General features: G+C 66.7%; 14 protein-coding genes. 6 read left to right on the top strand and 8 right to left on the bottom strand.

The features are described from left to right. Positions 1–410 precede the first annotated feature (410 nt). From M2282_RS28855 to M2282_RS28830, 6 genes are all read right to left on the bottom strand, one after another. Positions 411–1,541, bottom strand: a complete 1,131-nt coding sequence (locus M2282_RS28855) for a zinc-binding dehydrogenase (protein WP_280812213.1) — start codon at positions 1,539–1,541, stop codon at positions 411–413. A gap of 90 nt (positions 1,542–1,631) precedes the next feature. Further along, the gene (locus tag M2282_RS28850) at positions 1,632–2,174 is read right to left on the bottom strand and encodes a dual specificity protein phosphatase family protein (RefSeq protein WP_280812212.1); all 543 of its coding nucleotides are present in this window, start codon (positions 2,172–2,174) and stop codon (positions 1,632–1,634) included. Then, a complete protein-coding gene (locus tag M2282_RS28845) occupies positions 2,171–2,665 on the bottom strand; it encodes a hypothetical protein (protein WP_280812211.1) in 495 nt (164 codons plus the stop codon). Before M2282_RS28845 ends, M2282_RS28850 begins: the two co-directional genes overlap by 4 nt. Further along, on the bottom strand, positions 2,662–3,804 hold the full coding sequence (locus M2282_RS28840) for an MGDG synthase family glycosyltransferase (protein ID WP_280812210.1): 1,143 nt from the start codon (positions 3,802–3,804) through the stop codon (positions 2,662–2,664). Before M2282_RS28840 ends, M2282_RS28845 begins: the two co-directional genes overlap by 4 nt. 330 nt (positions 3,805–4,134) lie before the next feature. Then, positions 4,135–5,580, bottom strand: a complete 1,446-nt coding sequence (locus M2282_RS28835; RefSeq protein ID WP_280812209.1) for a nicotinate phosphoribosyltransferase — start codon at positions 5,578–5,580, stop codon at positions 4,135–4,137. 64 nt (positions 5,581–5,644) lie between these two features. Continuing rightward, positions 5,645–6,715 carry a bifunctional nicotinamide-nucleotide adenylyltransferase/Nudix hydroxylase gene (locus M2282_RS28830; RefSeq protein WP_280812208.1) on the bottom strand — a complete coding sequence of 357 codons (1,071 nt, stop codon included), beginning with the start codon at positions 6,713–6,715 and terminating at the stop codon, positions 5,645–5,647. Positions 6,716–7,060: 345 nt separating this feature from the next. On the opposite strand from M2282_RS28830, the gene M2282_RS28825 reads away from it, so the two are divergent. The 6 genes from M2282_RS28825 (at position 7,061) to M2282_RS28800 (ending at position 12,963) form a co-directional block, all read left to right on the top strand. Beyond that, the gene (locus M2282_RS28825) at positions 7,061–8,263 is read left to right on the top strand and encodes a hypothetical protein (RefSeq protein WP_280812207.1); all 1,203 of its coding nucleotides are present in this window, start codon (positions 7,061–7,063) and stop codon (positions 8,261–8,263) included. 129 nt (positions 8,264–8,392) lie between these two features. Continuing rightward, positions 8,393–9,226: a pseudouridine synthase gene (locus M2282_RS28820; protein WP_280812206.1), complete on the top strand. Its 834-nt coding sequence runs from the start codon at positions 8,393–8,395 to the stop codon at positions 9,224–9,226. Between the two features lie 10 nt (positions 9,227–9,236). Then, entirely contained in the window at positions 9,237–10,340 is a 1,104-nt protein-coding gene (locus M2282_RS28815) for a winged helix DNA-binding domain-containing protein (protein ID WP_280812205.1), read from the top strand. 122 nt (positions 10,341–10,462) lie between these two features. Beyond that, positions 10,463–11,119: a response regulator transcription factor gene (locus tag M2282_RS28810; RefSeq protein WP_280812204.1), complete on the top strand. Its 657-nt coding sequence runs from the start codon at positions 10,463–10,465 to the stop codon at positions 11,117–11,119. Continuing rightward, on the top strand, positions 11,116–12,498 hold the full coding sequence (locus M2282_RS28805) for a sensor histidine kinase (protein WP_280812203.1): 1,383 nt from the start codon (positions 11,116–11,118) through the stop codon (positions 12,496–12,498). Before M2282_RS28810 ends, M2282_RS28805 begins: the two co-directional genes overlap by 4 nt. Before the next feature lie 126 nt (positions 12,499–12,624). Beyond that, positions 12,625–12,963 (top strand): hypothetical protein, encoded by a 339-nt coding sequence (locus M2282_RS28800; RefSeq protein ID WP_280812202.1) that lies wholly within the window; start codon positions 12,625–12,627, stop codon positions 12,961–12,963. Between the two features lie 26 nt (positions 12,964–12,989). Here the strand turns inward: M2282_RS28800 and aqpZ are convergent, their stop codons facing one another. Further along, on the bottom strand, positions 12,990–13,697 hold the full coding sequence (gene aqpZ / locus M2282_RS28795) for an aquaporin Z (RefSeq protein WP_280812201.1): 708 nt from the start codon (positions 13,695–13,697) through the stop codon (positions 12,990–12,992). A 179-nt stretch (positions 13,698–13,876) separates the two neighbouring features. Beyond that, positions 13,877–14,887 (bottom strand): zinc-dependent alcohol dehydrogenase family protein, encoded by a 1,011-nt coding sequence (locus M2282_RS28790; protein WP_280812200.1) that lies wholly within the window; start codon positions 14,885–14,887, stop codon positions 13,877–13,879. Between the last annotated feature and the right edge of the window lie 43 nt (positions 14,888–14,930).

Genomic DNA, 14,930 nt, shown 5'->3' with positions numbered 1-14,930 from the left:
TTCCGCTCAAACAGCGGCGAGCCCTGATCCGCCCGTCGCTGCGCTGCTCGGCGGTGCCTCAACGGCCGCCCAAGGGCACAGCACCCATCGCCGCAATGAGCGCGGTTGTCGATCACCTCACTTTGGAGTCCGCTTCGGGTCTTGGTCCCTCTCCCTCTGGGAGAGGGCTGGGGTGAGGGCAGACGGCATCAACTTCACGACAGGCGCCCGGTATGCGGTGCGGCGCAGTTGGCCCCTCTGTGCCGCCGAGGAGCGCAGCGTTTCGCGGATCAGGGCTCGCAGCTGTTTGAGCGCAGCGAGTTCTGCGAGACCCCGCGAAACGCGAGCACCGCAGGGAAGCCCGAAGGGCCGGCACAGTGGGGCCGGCTGCGCCGCACCGTGTACCGGGCGCCCTCCGCCAAGGAAAAGAATCAGGCCGCGATGCCCTTGTTGGGATTCAGCAAGAACTTCTCCCCCGTAGCTTGCTTGCCATACACCCCGATAGCATCGAGTTGCAGCGCTTCGAATAACGAGACTTCACGCGTGTACTTGCTGGCGAACGTCGTCTTCAGTTCAGCGACCACACGCGCCTTCAGCCGCTGCGTCCCCTCAGCCCCCAGCTTCTGCAGGAACGGAAACAGCAGCCACCCGCCCATCCCCCATGCCATGCCGAAGTTGCGCACGAACTCCGTCGGGTTGCGGTCCAGGCCGCCGTAGATGTAGACCTGCTTGTGCGTGGTCGAGCCGTAGCGGCTGTATTCCTTGGCGGTGCGGTTCAGCGCCGCTTCCATGCAGCCGAGGATCTGGCCCGCGAGCTTGCCGCCGCCTGTCGCGTCGAAGGCGAGCGTGGCGCCGGTGTCGACCAGCGCCTGCGTCAGGTCTTCGAGAAAGGTCGGCGAGGTCGCGTTGCACACGTACTTCGCGCCGAGGCCGCGCAGCAGCGCTTCCTGCTCGGGCTTGCGCACGATGTTGACGAGGTCGATGCCGTCCTTCTGGCAGATCTTGTTGAGCATCTGCCCCAGGTTGGAGGCGGCCGCCGTGTGCACCAACGCCGTGTGGCCTTCGCGCCGCATCGTCTCGACCATGCTCAACGACGTGAGCGGGTTGACGAAGCACGATGCGCCTTCGGCCGGCGTCGTGCCGGGAGGCAGTTCCAGGCATTGCGCAGCGGAAAGGGCGCGGTACTGCGAGTACATCGCGCCACCGATGGCGGCCACGGTCTTGCCGAGCAGCGCCTGCGCGGCCGGCGACGAACCAGCCTTGACCACCACGCCCGCGCCTTCGTTGCCGACCGGCATCGACTGGTCGAGCCGCGCGGCCATCGAAGGCCGCGCGCGTTCGGGGACGATGGCGGTGACGACCGGGCGGTCTGCGGTGCCCGATGCCCTCGCCGTGCTCATGTCGGCGGCGCCGAACAGGAGGCCCAGGTCCGACGGGTTCATCGGCGATGCCTCGACGCGCACGATCACTTCATCGGCCTTGGGTTCGGGGATCGGTTCGTCGTGCAGCGAGAGTTCGAGTTCGCCGTTCGAGCGGACGAGAGAGCGGAGTTGGAGCGCCATGGAAGAAGCCTCTTAGAAAGGTCGTTCGGAGATGGCCATCGGCCACGGGGCGGCCAGTATAGGAGCGGGTCCTGAAAACTGCAGGCGCCTTCAGGACACCACCGGAATCACCGGGGCATGGGCCAGGGCGTGCCGCATCCTGTGCGGATCGAGCCGCTCGATGTAACGCGGAATGTTGCGCCACAGCGTGTGATAGCCGTAGCCGCCGCGCAGCATTTCCTGGCGCGCGCTGTCCTTGTCCCAGTCCTGCACAGCCATGCGGTAGACGGCGGCCACCACGCCCGTGCGGTCGGCGCCGTGCATGCAATGGATCAGCACCGGCCCCTGCTTCTCGGCCTCGCGAATCGCGACCAGTGCGCGCAGCACCTTGGCATCGTCGATGGACCAGGTGTTGATCGGCACGCGCACCAGCCGGATGCCACTGCCCGCGAACACCTTCTTGTCGTCGTTGAACGATCGCAGGCTCACGATGGTGCGGATGCCCAGCGACTGCAGCGCCGCCACGTTCGCGCGCCGCGGCTGAGCGCTGCGGTACAGCGTGGGCGTGATGCGGTGCAGGTTCTCGACCTGCAGTTCGTCCAGCGGATCGGCCCAGTGGCCGGGGCGCAGGTCGTCGTTCTTCGCTGCCGTCATCGCGCGCGCCGACGCCAATGGCGCACCGTGAGAATCAGCGCGGCCACGGCGAGGCCGCCCCAGTAATCGACCGGCGCGCCCCACAGCCAGTGCTTGTGCCAGAACGCATCGACCGGGTTGAAGCGTGCCCAGCCGAAGGCCGGGTTGATCAGGAACCACAGGAAGTCTTCGCACACCCAGAACACGATCAGCCCCGCGACCGCGAGCCCCACGTTGCGCCAGGTCCACCGGCCGTTGAACGCCAGCGGCGAGAAGAACACCAGCGCCATGAAGGTGAAGACCCAGGCGTGGTAGCCGGTCATCGCGCGCCCGCCCCAGAACAGGTCCAGCCAGATGCTGTTCTCGATGCGCCAGGTGGGCAGCGACGTGGCCCAGCCCGCGCCGCCTTCGATCTGGATCTCGGCGTTGGCGAAGAAGAAGGCCATCACGACGACCCATGCCAGGTAGCCCAGCGTGCGGCCCACGCCGGTCTTTTCGACCTCGCCGCTCACGCTACGGCACCCAGCACGTGTTGCAGCACCGCCCGCGCCGCCTGCGGCTTGCCGAGCGCGCGGCTGCGCGCGGCCATGTTCGCGAGCTTGGCGGGGTCGGCCATCAGGCGCGCCACCTTGTAGTCGAGGCCGATGGCGTCGTAGGCGAGCCAGGCGGCGCCTTCCTCCATCAGGAAGCCGGCGTTGTGTTCCTCCTGTCCGGGAATGGGCGAGATCAGCAGCATCGGCTTGCCGAGCGCGAGGCACTCGGACACCGTGAGGCCGCCCGGCTTGGTCACGACCAAGTCGGCCGCTGCCATCATCTTGTGCATCTCGTTGGTGAAGCCGATGGCGACCACGCGGCCCGGATGGCGCCTGGCCAGTGCCTCCAGCTTGCCGTGCGCCTCGACGTTGCGGCCAGCGACAGCGATCACCTGGAAGTCGCCTTCACCGCCGAGACCGAGCACGCGCTCGACCATGCTCGGCAGGTCGCCCACCCCTGCGCCGCCGGAAGCCATCAGCAACACGGGCCGCGAAGGATCGAGGCCAAGCTCGGCCACACAGGCATTGCGCGAGAGCGCCGGCACATCGGGCTCGGAAAAAGCCGGCATCACCGGAATGCCCGTCACATGGATGCGGTCCGCGGGAATCCCGCGCGCCCGCAAGCGGAACGCCACCTCTTCCGTGGCCGCGAGATAACCCGCCATTCCGGGGATCAGCCACATGTTGTGCAGGTCGTAGTCGGTGATCTGCAGCCACACCGGATAGTCGATGCGCCCGCGGTTCCGCTCGCGCATCAGCAATTCGGCCGGCAGGAAGTGCGTGCAGATCACCGCATCGGGTTTCTCGCGCCGGATCTCGCGCACCAGCGCGCCGGTGCTCAGCCGTTCGATGCCCCGGCGCAGCCGCTGCGAGGGTGCGTGGTGCGGCGTGGTGTCGGTGCGCTGGTGCAGGTACGACCACAGTTCGGGTGCGCGGTTCACGAGCTGGATGTACCAGTCGGTGTAGACCTTGCGAAAGCCCCCGGCCACATGGGCCATGGCGTCGATGTGGACCGCCGTGCAGGGCGGGGCGAGGTTCTGGGCGGTGGCGGCGAGCGCCTGTGCTGCACGCACGTGGCCGTTGCCGGCGCTTACGCTGAGGATCAGGAGTTTGGTCATGGATTCGGCGGTCTGCGCGGATTATGAACATGCCATGTGGCACTGCTTCGAGGCCTGCTGTTCAGGGCGGCACTCACGCCGACGGTGGGCTCTGTTTCGCGAATGTCCCCCGCCTTCGGCTCCTCCTTGATTTCGCGAAACAGAGCCCACCGCCAGCGCGAGCGCTTTCAGAGCGGTTGTTGATCGGCCGTTCACTCAGAGCGTGCCCCAGTGCACAGGGCATCGGGTGCTCCCCGCAGCGAAATCAAGGGGGAGGCCGCAGGCCGGAGGACATTCGCGGAGGGGAGTACCCGGTGGCCTGCGCACCCGCCCTGAAGGAGCACTGAAAACTCAAAGCGGCGCCCGCGAAGTGACGAACTGATTCACCCCAATGGCCGCCCGCTCACGTATCGCATCGAAGGTGGTGTTCGCCACGATGCGCCCGTTCTCGAACACCGTTTGCAGCAGATCGACTTGACCATCCGCGAGCGCTTCTTCGCGCACCGTCTGCACCTCACCGCGCGCAGTCCGCACCAGCGCGAGCCGCCCCTTCTTCGACGCCTTGCTCACATCGCCCACTGGCGACTTGTAGACATCGCGCCACTCGCCGTTCACCTGCATCGCCGAGCACTTCATCGCCCACTGCATGGTGTCGCGGTTGACCTGCTGAAGCAGCCCGCCACCCATGCCGAAGGAAATGTTCTCCGTCGAGAAACCGTTGTGGAAGAAGTTCGAGAGGCACAGCCGCAGCGAATCGAGGTTCACGCCATCGCCCTGGATGATCCGCACGTTGTTCAGCACGCGAAATCCCTTGGCATTGGTCGTGGTGCCGAAGCGGTCGGCCAGGATCTGCGCCACCTTCAGCGTGGTCTCGGCCGGATCGCCCGAATCGGGCCGCACCACCAGCGTTGCGCCCGAGGCCACCACCTTCGCCTTGAGCTCGCCGCCCCAGATCCGCGCGCAGGCATTGAAGATGTCGTAGCTGTCGCTCACCACCGCAAACGTTGCGCCGGGCTTGCCGAACTGGTCGACCATGTTGCTGTACGCGTCGGACTCATGGTCGCGGCCCCAGCCCGTGATGGTGCTGTGCTCGGCCGCGGGAATCGAGAAGCCCGCCACGTCGCAGTCGTAGTACCGACGCGCCGCCACCAGCGCGGCGAGCGTGTCGGTGCCCATGAAGTTGACCAAATGCGCCATGCCGCCGAGCGCCGCCGATTCGAGACTCGACACCCCGCGCGCGCCGAAGTCGTGCAGCCTGAAGGCGATCTGCCCCTGCGGGTCGTCGCAGGTCGCTTCAAGGTAGCGCAACAACGTCGTGCGCGCCGCCGCAGAGAGCGTGGCCACCGTCGTCGGATACCAGATCGCGCGCAGCAACTCGGTCTCGAGAAAACTCGTGACCCAGAAGAACTCGGGGTCGGTGTTCTCGATGGTCGCAAGCACGTTGTGCACCGGCAGCACGCTGCCCTCGGGCACGGCGCGGATGCGCACCGGCATCAGCCCGCCGTGCTTCTCGATCAGCCGGAGCCACCCTTCGCGGTTGAAGGGCTCGCCGTGCACCGCCATCATGGCCGCGGCTTCGTCGACATCGGCGAGCGTCACCGGCGTCTGCAGGTATTCGCGCAGGTAGGCCTGCAGGCCGAAGAACAGCGAGTGGCTGAAGATGCCGCCGCGCGATTCGATGTAGCTGTGGACGGTCTGCGTGCCGGGCGGATATTGCATCCAGTGCGACACCTTGTAGGAGTCGGTGCGCAGCAGCAGGTTGTTGCCCAGGGGCGAAGAGGTGAGGTTGCGGTTCATGTGAAAGCTCCTTTCACGTTGGCCCCGTCAACCGGGGCCGTTCTTGCTGACAAAGCCTGGTCGTTCAGTTCTTGCCCAGGCCACCCAAAAAATGATTCGCGATGAAGAAGTGGTCTTCGTAGATGCGGTCCTGCATGTCGAGGAATTCTGCAATCGGCACCCAGCGCACTTCGGCCGCATCGTCGTCGGCGCGCACTTCGGACAGGCCCGTCCACTGGTTGTGCGCCAGCTCGAAGAAGAAGCCGTGCGTGATCGTGCGGCCGCGCTGCGAGCGGTCGGGCGCATCGAACACGTGGCTGGCCTTCATGCTGCCGTTGAGCACGGGCACGGGCACCTTGAGGCGGGTTTCTTCCTTCAGCTCGCGGATGGCCGCGTCCTGCAGCCGCTCGTGCTGGCCGACGAAGCCGCCGGGCAGCGCCCAGGTGCCCTTGCCGGGATGGAACTTGCGCTGCACCAAGAGGATGTGGCCGGCCTCGACCACGATGGCATCGACCGTGGTGTAGATCGGTGGAAAGTCGCTGCCCGCATAGCGGTACTTGTCGCGGTAGTCGACGAGGAAGGCGCGTTCTTCGCAGAGATCGGCGTAGTCGGCGGTGTGCGTGAACTGTTCGAGAAACGCCGCGGTGCCGTCGGGCAGGTCGGCCGGTGCGAGCTGGCCGCGGTTCTCTGGGTCGAAGTAGAGGCTGCGCACGTCGGTCGCGTTGAGGCTTTCCACGCTGTGCTGGCCGACGAACTCCCAGTGCGGGAAGAGCTTGAGGTAGTAGCTCGATGCGTCTTTCAGATGGCCCACCAGCGCGACCTTGGCCTTCGCCGGTGCATGGCCGTCCTGCTGGATCAGCCGCTCGACGGCGGACTGGATCGACGCGATCCAGAGCTGGTCGTTGTAGGGCGAGTCGCCCACGCCCACGACGCTCACGCGCATCTGCTCGGTGCCGCGCAGACAGGCGCGCACCATGCGCTCGCGCTCGTCGAAGGTGAAGGGGTTCTTGACGCTGCGGGGCTTGCGGTCGGAGCCGACCACCACGATGACCCGATCGGCGGCGCGAAGGCCCTCTTCGATGAGTCGTTGGTGACCGAAATGGACGGGCTGGAAACGCCCGATGACGATGGCGTACTGGTACTTGCGTGTACTCACTTGGGAATCCCCCAAAAAGGGCGCAATCAACTTGCGCTTGGGTTCAAGGTTAGCACCGGTCTGACACATCGATCAAGTCTTTCCGAGACGTGGAGATTGTGTTTGCGTTCGCAATTTTTCCGCATTCGTCCCGACTGATTGCGAAAAGCAACGGCTGTTTGACCGTTGTTTGCAAACCCTGAAGCCTGTGTGCCGCAGACTTTCTGTTCGCTGCAAGTCAGGTCCTTCGCATGTAGCGGGCCCTCTCCAAACCGCTGACTGCGATCAAGACAGAACGTCCCCGAAATGGCGCGCTGCGCCGATGCAGCCGGCCTCCACGCCATTCCATCATCCAGGCTATTCATCATGTTCACCAATGCCACCCCCGTTCTCGATCAGCTGCTCGTCGGCCAGATCATTGATCAGGCCGCCCACGAAGCTGCAACGCAAAAGTTCGAAGAACTTGCTTTGCCTCGAGAACCATTCCACACGCTGGGCACCGGATTGTTCTGGTTGCTCGAAAACGGGATCCTGTCTGCCGAAGCGCTTGATGAACTCGAAAGCCTCTCTGCACAAGAGCAGGAGGGAGCTTCTGCCGTCAATGCCATTCGCAAGCAGGCCGTAGCCGAACTTGCAACCCACATCTCGGCGCAGCAACTCGCAAGCTTCGACCGGCAGTTATGGGCGAGCATGTTCCCCGGGCCCCGCTGGGCTTGGCTGACGGGCGGCAGCGTCGCCACCTTGTTTGCCGGTTGGTTCTTCCTGGCTCCGGATGCCACGCCGCCGTGTGCCGACAAGCGTGTTGAAAGCGCTCTTAAAAGTGCGCTGGTCGATGTCGCGTTCGGAGACTCCAGCAAGCCATGGTTCGGCGCGGCAAAGGATCGGCCCAATCCGCTATCGGCAAGATTCACCGATATCAAGGAGATTGGCTATATCAAGGCAGAGCGCTCGCGCGGTTGTTCGGCCATGCTTACCATGGACCAAACCTCCGTGCCGATGGCCTTCACTGTGGGCCCCGAACACGGTAGCTCGGAGATCATTGTGCGTGGCGGCGATCGGCGGATGATCGAGGCCAAATATGGCCGTGCCAACAAAGATGGCACCGCGCCCAAGCTCGGCGCACCGATTGGCAAGACGCAGCTGGCCGCTGCATTTTCAAGCGGCGTGGAAGATTTCGAGAAAAGGACTGCCTCCGTCAGTACACCGGCGCTGAAGGAAATGGACCGTCGCCGCGGCGTCGACACCGGCAGAAAAACAATCCAGTCCGTAGAGCCGCTGGCAGATTGCCTGGCCATCGAGCCGGGCAAGAAGTACACATGCCGTCTGCAGGTTCAGTACATCGATCGCGTCCTGGCCGTTTTCGGCAAATCGGACATGCAGGTTGTTCAAGGCGATTTCGATTTCGTGAAACAAGGCGAGGGCTGGGCCATGTCCGACGATTTCTCGAGGCAATACACGGATGCCATCGTGCGCGGGCGCTTGGGCGCACTCAAGGGTGATGAAGCAGCCCAAGAATTGGAAGACATCCAAAAGAATCGTGGCAAAGAAGCCGCATCCGCGGATAAATGATGCGTTGATTGATCACCAGCCTGGATCTCGGGGGCAGTGCCGGGGCGCTGCAGCCAGCGAAGGAAGCGAGTGCCGGAATCGAAACGGCAAGACACCTGGGAGAAGCGTTTTGCTAGGATCTGCCCCCCGATGACCGAGCCCTCCACCTCCCCCAACGCGCCTGTGCGCCTCAACAAGCGCATGGCCGAACTGAAAATGTGCTCGCGCCGCGAGGCCGACGAGTGGATCGCCAACGGCTGGGTCAAGGTGAACGGCAAGCCGGCCGAGATGGGCGTGAAGGTCACGCCGTCGGACCGCATCGAGATCGACAAGGCCGCCAAGGGCCAGCAGGCGAACCAGGTCACCATCCTCATCAACAAGCCCATCGGCTATGTGAGCGGGCAGGCCGAAGACGGCCACGAACCCGCGGTCACGCTGTTCACGCCGCAGAACCGCTGGGCCGAGGACAACGCGCGCTTCTTCTTCAGCCCCCAGCAATTGCGCGGCCTTGCGCCTTGCGGCCGGCTCGACATCGATTCCATCGGCCTCCTGGTGATGACACAAGACGGCCGCATCGCGCGCCAGCTGATCGGCGAAGACTCGGTGATGGAGAAGGAATACCTGGTGCGCGTGGCTTACTACGGCCCGGGCCAAACCGCACCGACGGGGCAGCTCATCCGCATGGACGATGACGATCCCGTCACGCAGAACGTGCAGGCGGTCTTTCCGCCGGCGATGCTCGCCAGGCTGCGGCATGGCCTGAGCCTCGACGGCCAGGCGCTCAAGCCCGCGCGGGTCGAATGGCAGAACCCCGAGCAGTTGCGCTTCGTGCTCACCGAAGGCAAGAAGCGCCAGATCCGCCGCATGTGCGAACTGGTCGGCCTCAAGGTGGTGGGCTTGAAGCGCGTGCGCATCGGCAAGGTGATGCTGGGCAACCTGCCTGTCGGGCAGTGGCGCTACCTCGGGCCGCACGAGAAGTTCTGAGCCTTCGCCGATGGCCGCCCTGCTGAGCCAGCGCGCGCTGAACCGGGCCACGCTGGCGCGGCAGATGCTGCTGGAGCGGCGCAAGGCGACGGTCGTGCAGGCCATCGAAAAACTGGGCGGCCTGCAGGCGCAGGCGCCGAACCCACCCTACATCGGCCTCTGGAGCCGGCTCGAAAGCTTTCGCCGCGAGCAACTCACCGACGCGCTGAAGAAGCGCCGCATCGTGCGCATGTCCACGCTGCGCGCGACCCTGCACCTGATGACGGCCAGCGACGCGCTGGCGTGGCGCCCGCTGCTCGAGGCCGTGCATCAACGCGGCCTGTCGGGCGAGCACGCGCGAGCCCTCGAGGGCATCGACCGCACCGCCGTGGTGAAGGCCGGATGGGCGCTGCTGGACGAAGGACCGCTCACCAGTACCGAACTCGGGCAGGCGCTCGCGGCGCGCTGGAAGGACCGGGCGCCGGCCTCGCTCGCCGCGCTCATCCGCAACAACGTGCCCCTGGTGCACCTGCCGCCCGCGGGCAGCTGGAACTCGCACCAGAACGCACAGCTGCAGCCCATTCGGCAATGGCTCGGCGAATCCGACGACGAAGCCACCTCCGCCACGCAGGACGACCTGCTGCTGCGCTACCTGGCCGCCTTCGGCCCCGCCACGCTCGCCGATGCCGGCGCGTGGTCGGGCCTCGCCGGATGGAAGGCGGTGGCCGAGCGCCTGCGGCCGCAGTTGCGCGTGTTCACCGGCGAGCAGGGCCAGGCGCTGTTCGACCTGCCGCGCGCGCCGCGCCCCGACCCCGACACGCCCGCGCCGCCGCGCCTCGTCGCCGAATGGGACAACCTGCTGCTCTCCCACGTCGACCGCGGCCGCGTGATGAGCGAGGCGCATCGTGCCCGCGTGTTCACCGTCAACGGCATCGTGCGCGGCACGGTGCTGCTCGACGGCTTCGTCGCGGGCACCTGGAAGATCGAGCGGGCGAAGAACGCGGCCACCGTGGTGCTGGAGCCTTTCACGCGCTGGTCCAAGTCCGACCGGCTCGGCGTGCAGGAGGAAGCGATGCGCCTGCTGGCCTTTGCAACGGACGGCGAGGGCGAGCGGCACGGCATCCGCGTGCTGTGACCCTTGTGCCCGCACGGCGGCTAAGCGCCGCCTAAGACTTCGCCCCTACGCTGCGCCGCGGCGCAGGGCCACTACCGATCATCCCGATCGCGTGCTACCTTGCGGCTGAAGGAGTCGCCGCAATGCGCGTGCTTTTGGTGGAAGACGACGAAATGATCGGGCGCAGCCTGAAACAGGCGCTCGAGGGCGCGGGCTGGTCCGCCGACTGGGTGCGCGACGGCGAGCTCGCGCAGAGCGCCTTGGGCGACGGCGGCTACACCTGCGTGCTGCTCGACCTGGGCCTGCCCAGGCAGGACGGCACCGACGTGCTGCGGCGCGCGCGCGAACGCGGCGACGCAACGCCGGTGCTGGTGCTCACCGCGCGCGACGGCCTGGACGACCGCATCAACAGCCTGGACCTGGGCGCCGACGATTACCTGCTCAAGCCTTTCGAATTCCGCGAGCTGCTCGCGCGCATGCGGGCCGTGGTGCGCCGCCGCGACGGCGCCGCGCATTCGCTGGTGGGCAGCGCCGCGTTGCAGCTGGACCTGACGACGCGCGAGGTGCTGGTGAATGGCGAGCGCGAGGCGCTCACCGCGCGCGAGTTCGCGCTGCTGCATGCGCTGCTGGAGCGGCCCGGCGCGATCCTCTCGCGCGAACAGCTGGAGAACCGCATCTACGGCTGGGGCGAGGAAGTGACGAGCAACGCCATCGACGTGCTGATCCACGGCATGCGCCGCAAGCTGGGCGCGGAGTCCATCCGCAACGTGCGCGGGCTGGGTTGGCGCGTCGCCGCATGAAGGACGGCGCTGCGCAGGCCGGCCGCTGGTGGCGGCCGCATTCGCTGCGCACGCAGCTGCTGTTGTGGCTGATCACGCTGCACCTGGTGGGCGCGGTGGTCACGGCGTGGTTTTCTTTTCTCGCGTACGGCAACCTCGTCCACAACGCGCTGGACGACCAGATGCGGCTGGTGGCCGAGTCGTACGCGGGCGGCGATCCGCCCAAGATACCCCGCGCGGTCGATAGCGAAGCCGCCTTCACGCGCGGCGCCTTCGTCGTGCAGATCTGGAGCGCCGATGGCATGGCGCTGCGCGCGAGTTCCTACCCCGCGCTGACGGTGCCGCTGCAATCCGGCCAAGGCTTTCGCAACCTGAGAACCGGCACCCAGTCGAACGCGAGCTGGCGCGTCTTCACCGCCGAACCCGGTCCGCGTGCCGACCAGCCGCGCGTGCAGGTGCTGCAGAACGAGGACTACCGCCGCCGCCGCGCGTTGCGCCGCGCGCTGCTCGAAGGCCTGCCGATCGCGCTGCTGCTGCCGGCTGCGTTGCTGATGCTGTGGCTCATCGTCTCGGCGGCCTCGCGCTCGCTGCGCGGGGTGGCGCGCGATGTGGCCTCGCAGGACGAGCGCAGTCCCACCGATCTCTCGCTCGCGCGCGTGCCCGAGGAGATCGCGCCACTGGTGGGCGCCTTCAACCACCTGCTCGGGCGTGTGCGCAGTGCGTTCGCCACGCAGCGGCGCTTCGTGCAGGACGCGGCGCACGAGTTGCGCACGCCGATGGCCGCCATCGGCCTGCAGATCGAGAACCTGCGCGCGCACGTGCCGGCGGGTGAGGCCACCGACCGCTTCAACCAGCTCGAAGCCGGGGTCACGCGTGCGCAGCATCTCATCGAACAGCTGCTGAGCCTCTCGCGGCAGGACGCACCGCAGCGCGCCATGGCACGCGAGGCCATCGACATCGAGGTGCTGCTGCGCGAAAGCGTGAGCCAGCTGATGGTGCTGGCCGATGCGCGGCGCGTGGACGTGGGCTTCGAAGGCAGCATCACGCCGGTGGTGTTCGCGCCCGCGGCCGAATTGCGCAGCGTGTTCGACAACCTGATCGACAACGCACTGCGCTATGCGCCCGAAGGCGGCGTGGTCGATGTGCGGCTGCACGAGATCGAGGGGCATGCGGTGGTCGATGTGCTCGACAACGGACCGGGCATTCCCGAGGCCGCCATGGATCGCGTGTTCGACCGCTTCTTTCGCGTGCCGGGCGCGGCGGCCGGTGGCAGCGGGCTCGGGTTGGCGATTGCGCAGACAGCCGCCGAGCGCAACGGGATGCGCATCGAGCTGCGCAACCGCGGCAACGGCCCGGGGCTCATGGCGCGCGTGCACTTGCCGCTGCCGCCGGCTGGCTAAGCCGCAACTAACTCTTCGCTCATCCTGATCTCAGTCTGGCTGCCTAGAGTGCGTCCAGGTCCTGCCGCGCGCAGTCTGCACGATGGCAGCGAGACCGGAGACAACCAGCCCTCAGGAGCACACACCATGCGCACTTCTCTCAAGCTTCTCGCCGTTGGGTCCTTCGCCGCATTCGCAGCGCTGAGCGCCGTCAACGCATCGGCCGAAACGACCGATGGCTCGGACTTCCATCCCTTGCAGATGAACTCGCCAGAAAGCGCCGATGTGCAGGCCGGTGCAATCGCCGCTGCGCATCCGAGCGGCACCGAGGCCGTGGGCCAGTCGACCGGAGCGCCCGCGATGCTGTCGACCGTGTCGGACACCGACGTGCAGGCCGGCGCCTTTGCCGCCTCGCACGCCAGCGGCTCCGAGGCCATCGGCCAGTCGACCTCGCTGCCGCTGGTGAAGTCGGCCAGCGGCAGCTGACCGACTCCTTGGCCCGGTGACGATGCTCAGTCGTCGTTGCCGTTGCTGAGCAGGGCGCGGTAGATCACCGCGCCGATGATCGCGCCCGCGATGGGCGCGACCCAGAAGAGCCACAGTTCCGACACGGCATAGGACGGACCGAACAGAGCCGGTCCTGTGCTGCGCGCCGGGTTCACCGAGGTGTTGGTCACCGGGATCGAGACCAGGTGGATCAGCGTCAGGCACAGGCCGATGGCCATGCCCGCGAAGCCGCCGGCTGCGCGCTTGGCCGTAGAGCCGAGGATCACGATCAGGAACACGGCGGTCATCACCACTTCGCACAGCGCCGCGGCGTACAGGCCGTACTTGTCGGGCGAGTGCTCGCCGTAGCCGTTGGTGGCGAAGCCGCCGATGTCGGCGCCCGGCTTGCCCGTGGCGATGAGATAGAGAATGCCGGCCGCCGCAATGGCGCCGAGCACCTGCGACACGATGTAGCCTGCAAGCTGCGAAGCCTTGAAGCGGCCTGCGGCTGCGAGGCCGATCGACACGGCCGGATTGAAGTGCCCTCCGGAAATCGGCCCCAGCGCATAGGCCCCTGTCACCACCGTGAGACCGAAGGCCAGCGAGACCCCGAGCAAGCCGATGCCTACACCCGGAAAGGCCGCGGCCAGAACTGCGCTTCCGCAGCCTCCGAGCGTGAGCCAGAAAGTACCAATGAACTCGGCCGACCATTTTTTGTAGGTACTGTGTTCCATAACGCTCCATCCTGAAGTTGAGAAAGCGCGCCGGTCCGGGACCGAGCGCGGGCGCATTCTGGAACGGGAAACGCAGGGCGTCGAGCACCGTGTTGCGGTGAACGGAACCTCTTCACGGATCGAACGGTTTTTGTTCGCTGCCGCAACTGCGTTGCATGTGAACGGAAGGCCTCAATACTTCAAAGCGCGATGACGATCTTCCCGAACGGACCGCGTTCCAGGTGGTCGAGCGCGGCGGGCAGCGCATCGAAACCGTACTGCGCCGCGATCACCGGCTTGACGGTGTTGATGTCGATGGCGCGCACCAGGTCTTCGAGCGCGCGCCGATGGCCGACGCCGATGCCCTGCACCGTCACGCGGCCGAGCACCATCGCGTAGAACGACGCGTTCAGCGTCTCGCCGCCCAGCATGCCGATGATCGACACGCGTCCGCCCTGTCTTGCGGCCTGCAGCGAGCGATCGAGGTTGGGGCCGCTCGACAGTTCGAGCACGTGGTCCGCGCCGCGTCCGTTCGTGAGCCGGCGCACTTCGGCGGGCCAGTCGCTGTCGCGCAGCAGCACGTGCGAGGCGCCGAGCGCGAGCGTCTGTTCGCGCTTGTCTTCGCTGCCCGTGACCACGATCGTTTGTGCACCGTGCAGCCGTGCGATCTGCAGGCCGAACAGCGCGACGCCGCCGGTGCCGTGGATCAGCACCGTCTCGCCCGCGCGCAGCCCACCGGTCTCGGCGAGCGCGAACCATGCGGTGAGGCCCGCGCACGGCAGCGTGCTGGCTTCGGCGAGGCCCAAGGTCGTGGGCGCGGCCGCGGCCCAGGCCGCGTCGATCAGCACATGCGATGCGAGCATGCCCGGTCCCGGGCCGCCGGCGAGCACGGCTTCGTCGTGCCAATGGCTGTCGATCCATCCGCCCCAGAAAGTGTTGACGACGCGGTCGCCCGCGGCGAAGCGCGTGACGCCCGCGCCGGTGGCCACCACCGTGCCCGCCATGTCGGAGCCGGGCGTGAAGGGCAGCTCGAGCTTCATGCCCATGCCGTCGCGAATCATCAGAAGGTCGCGGTAGTTGAGCGAGACCGCACCCACCCGCACGAGGATCTGGCCCGCGCCCGGCGCAGGCAGCGGCGCTTCGGCCTGTTCGAGATGGGCGCGGCCGAATTGGGGAAGCTGCCAGCGGCGCAGCGTTTCAGGTTCTTGCATCGAAAAGGCTCCACGGAGAACAACGAAGTCTTGATGCTATTGA

The sequence above is a fragment of the Variovorax boronicumulans genome (assembly GCF_029892485.1).
GTDB lineage: Bacteria > Pseudomonadota > Gammaproteobacteria > Burkholderiales > Burkholderiaceae_C > Variovorax > Variovorax boronicumulans_B.
This window is presented reverse-complemented; position numbering and strand designations above follow the sequence as displayed.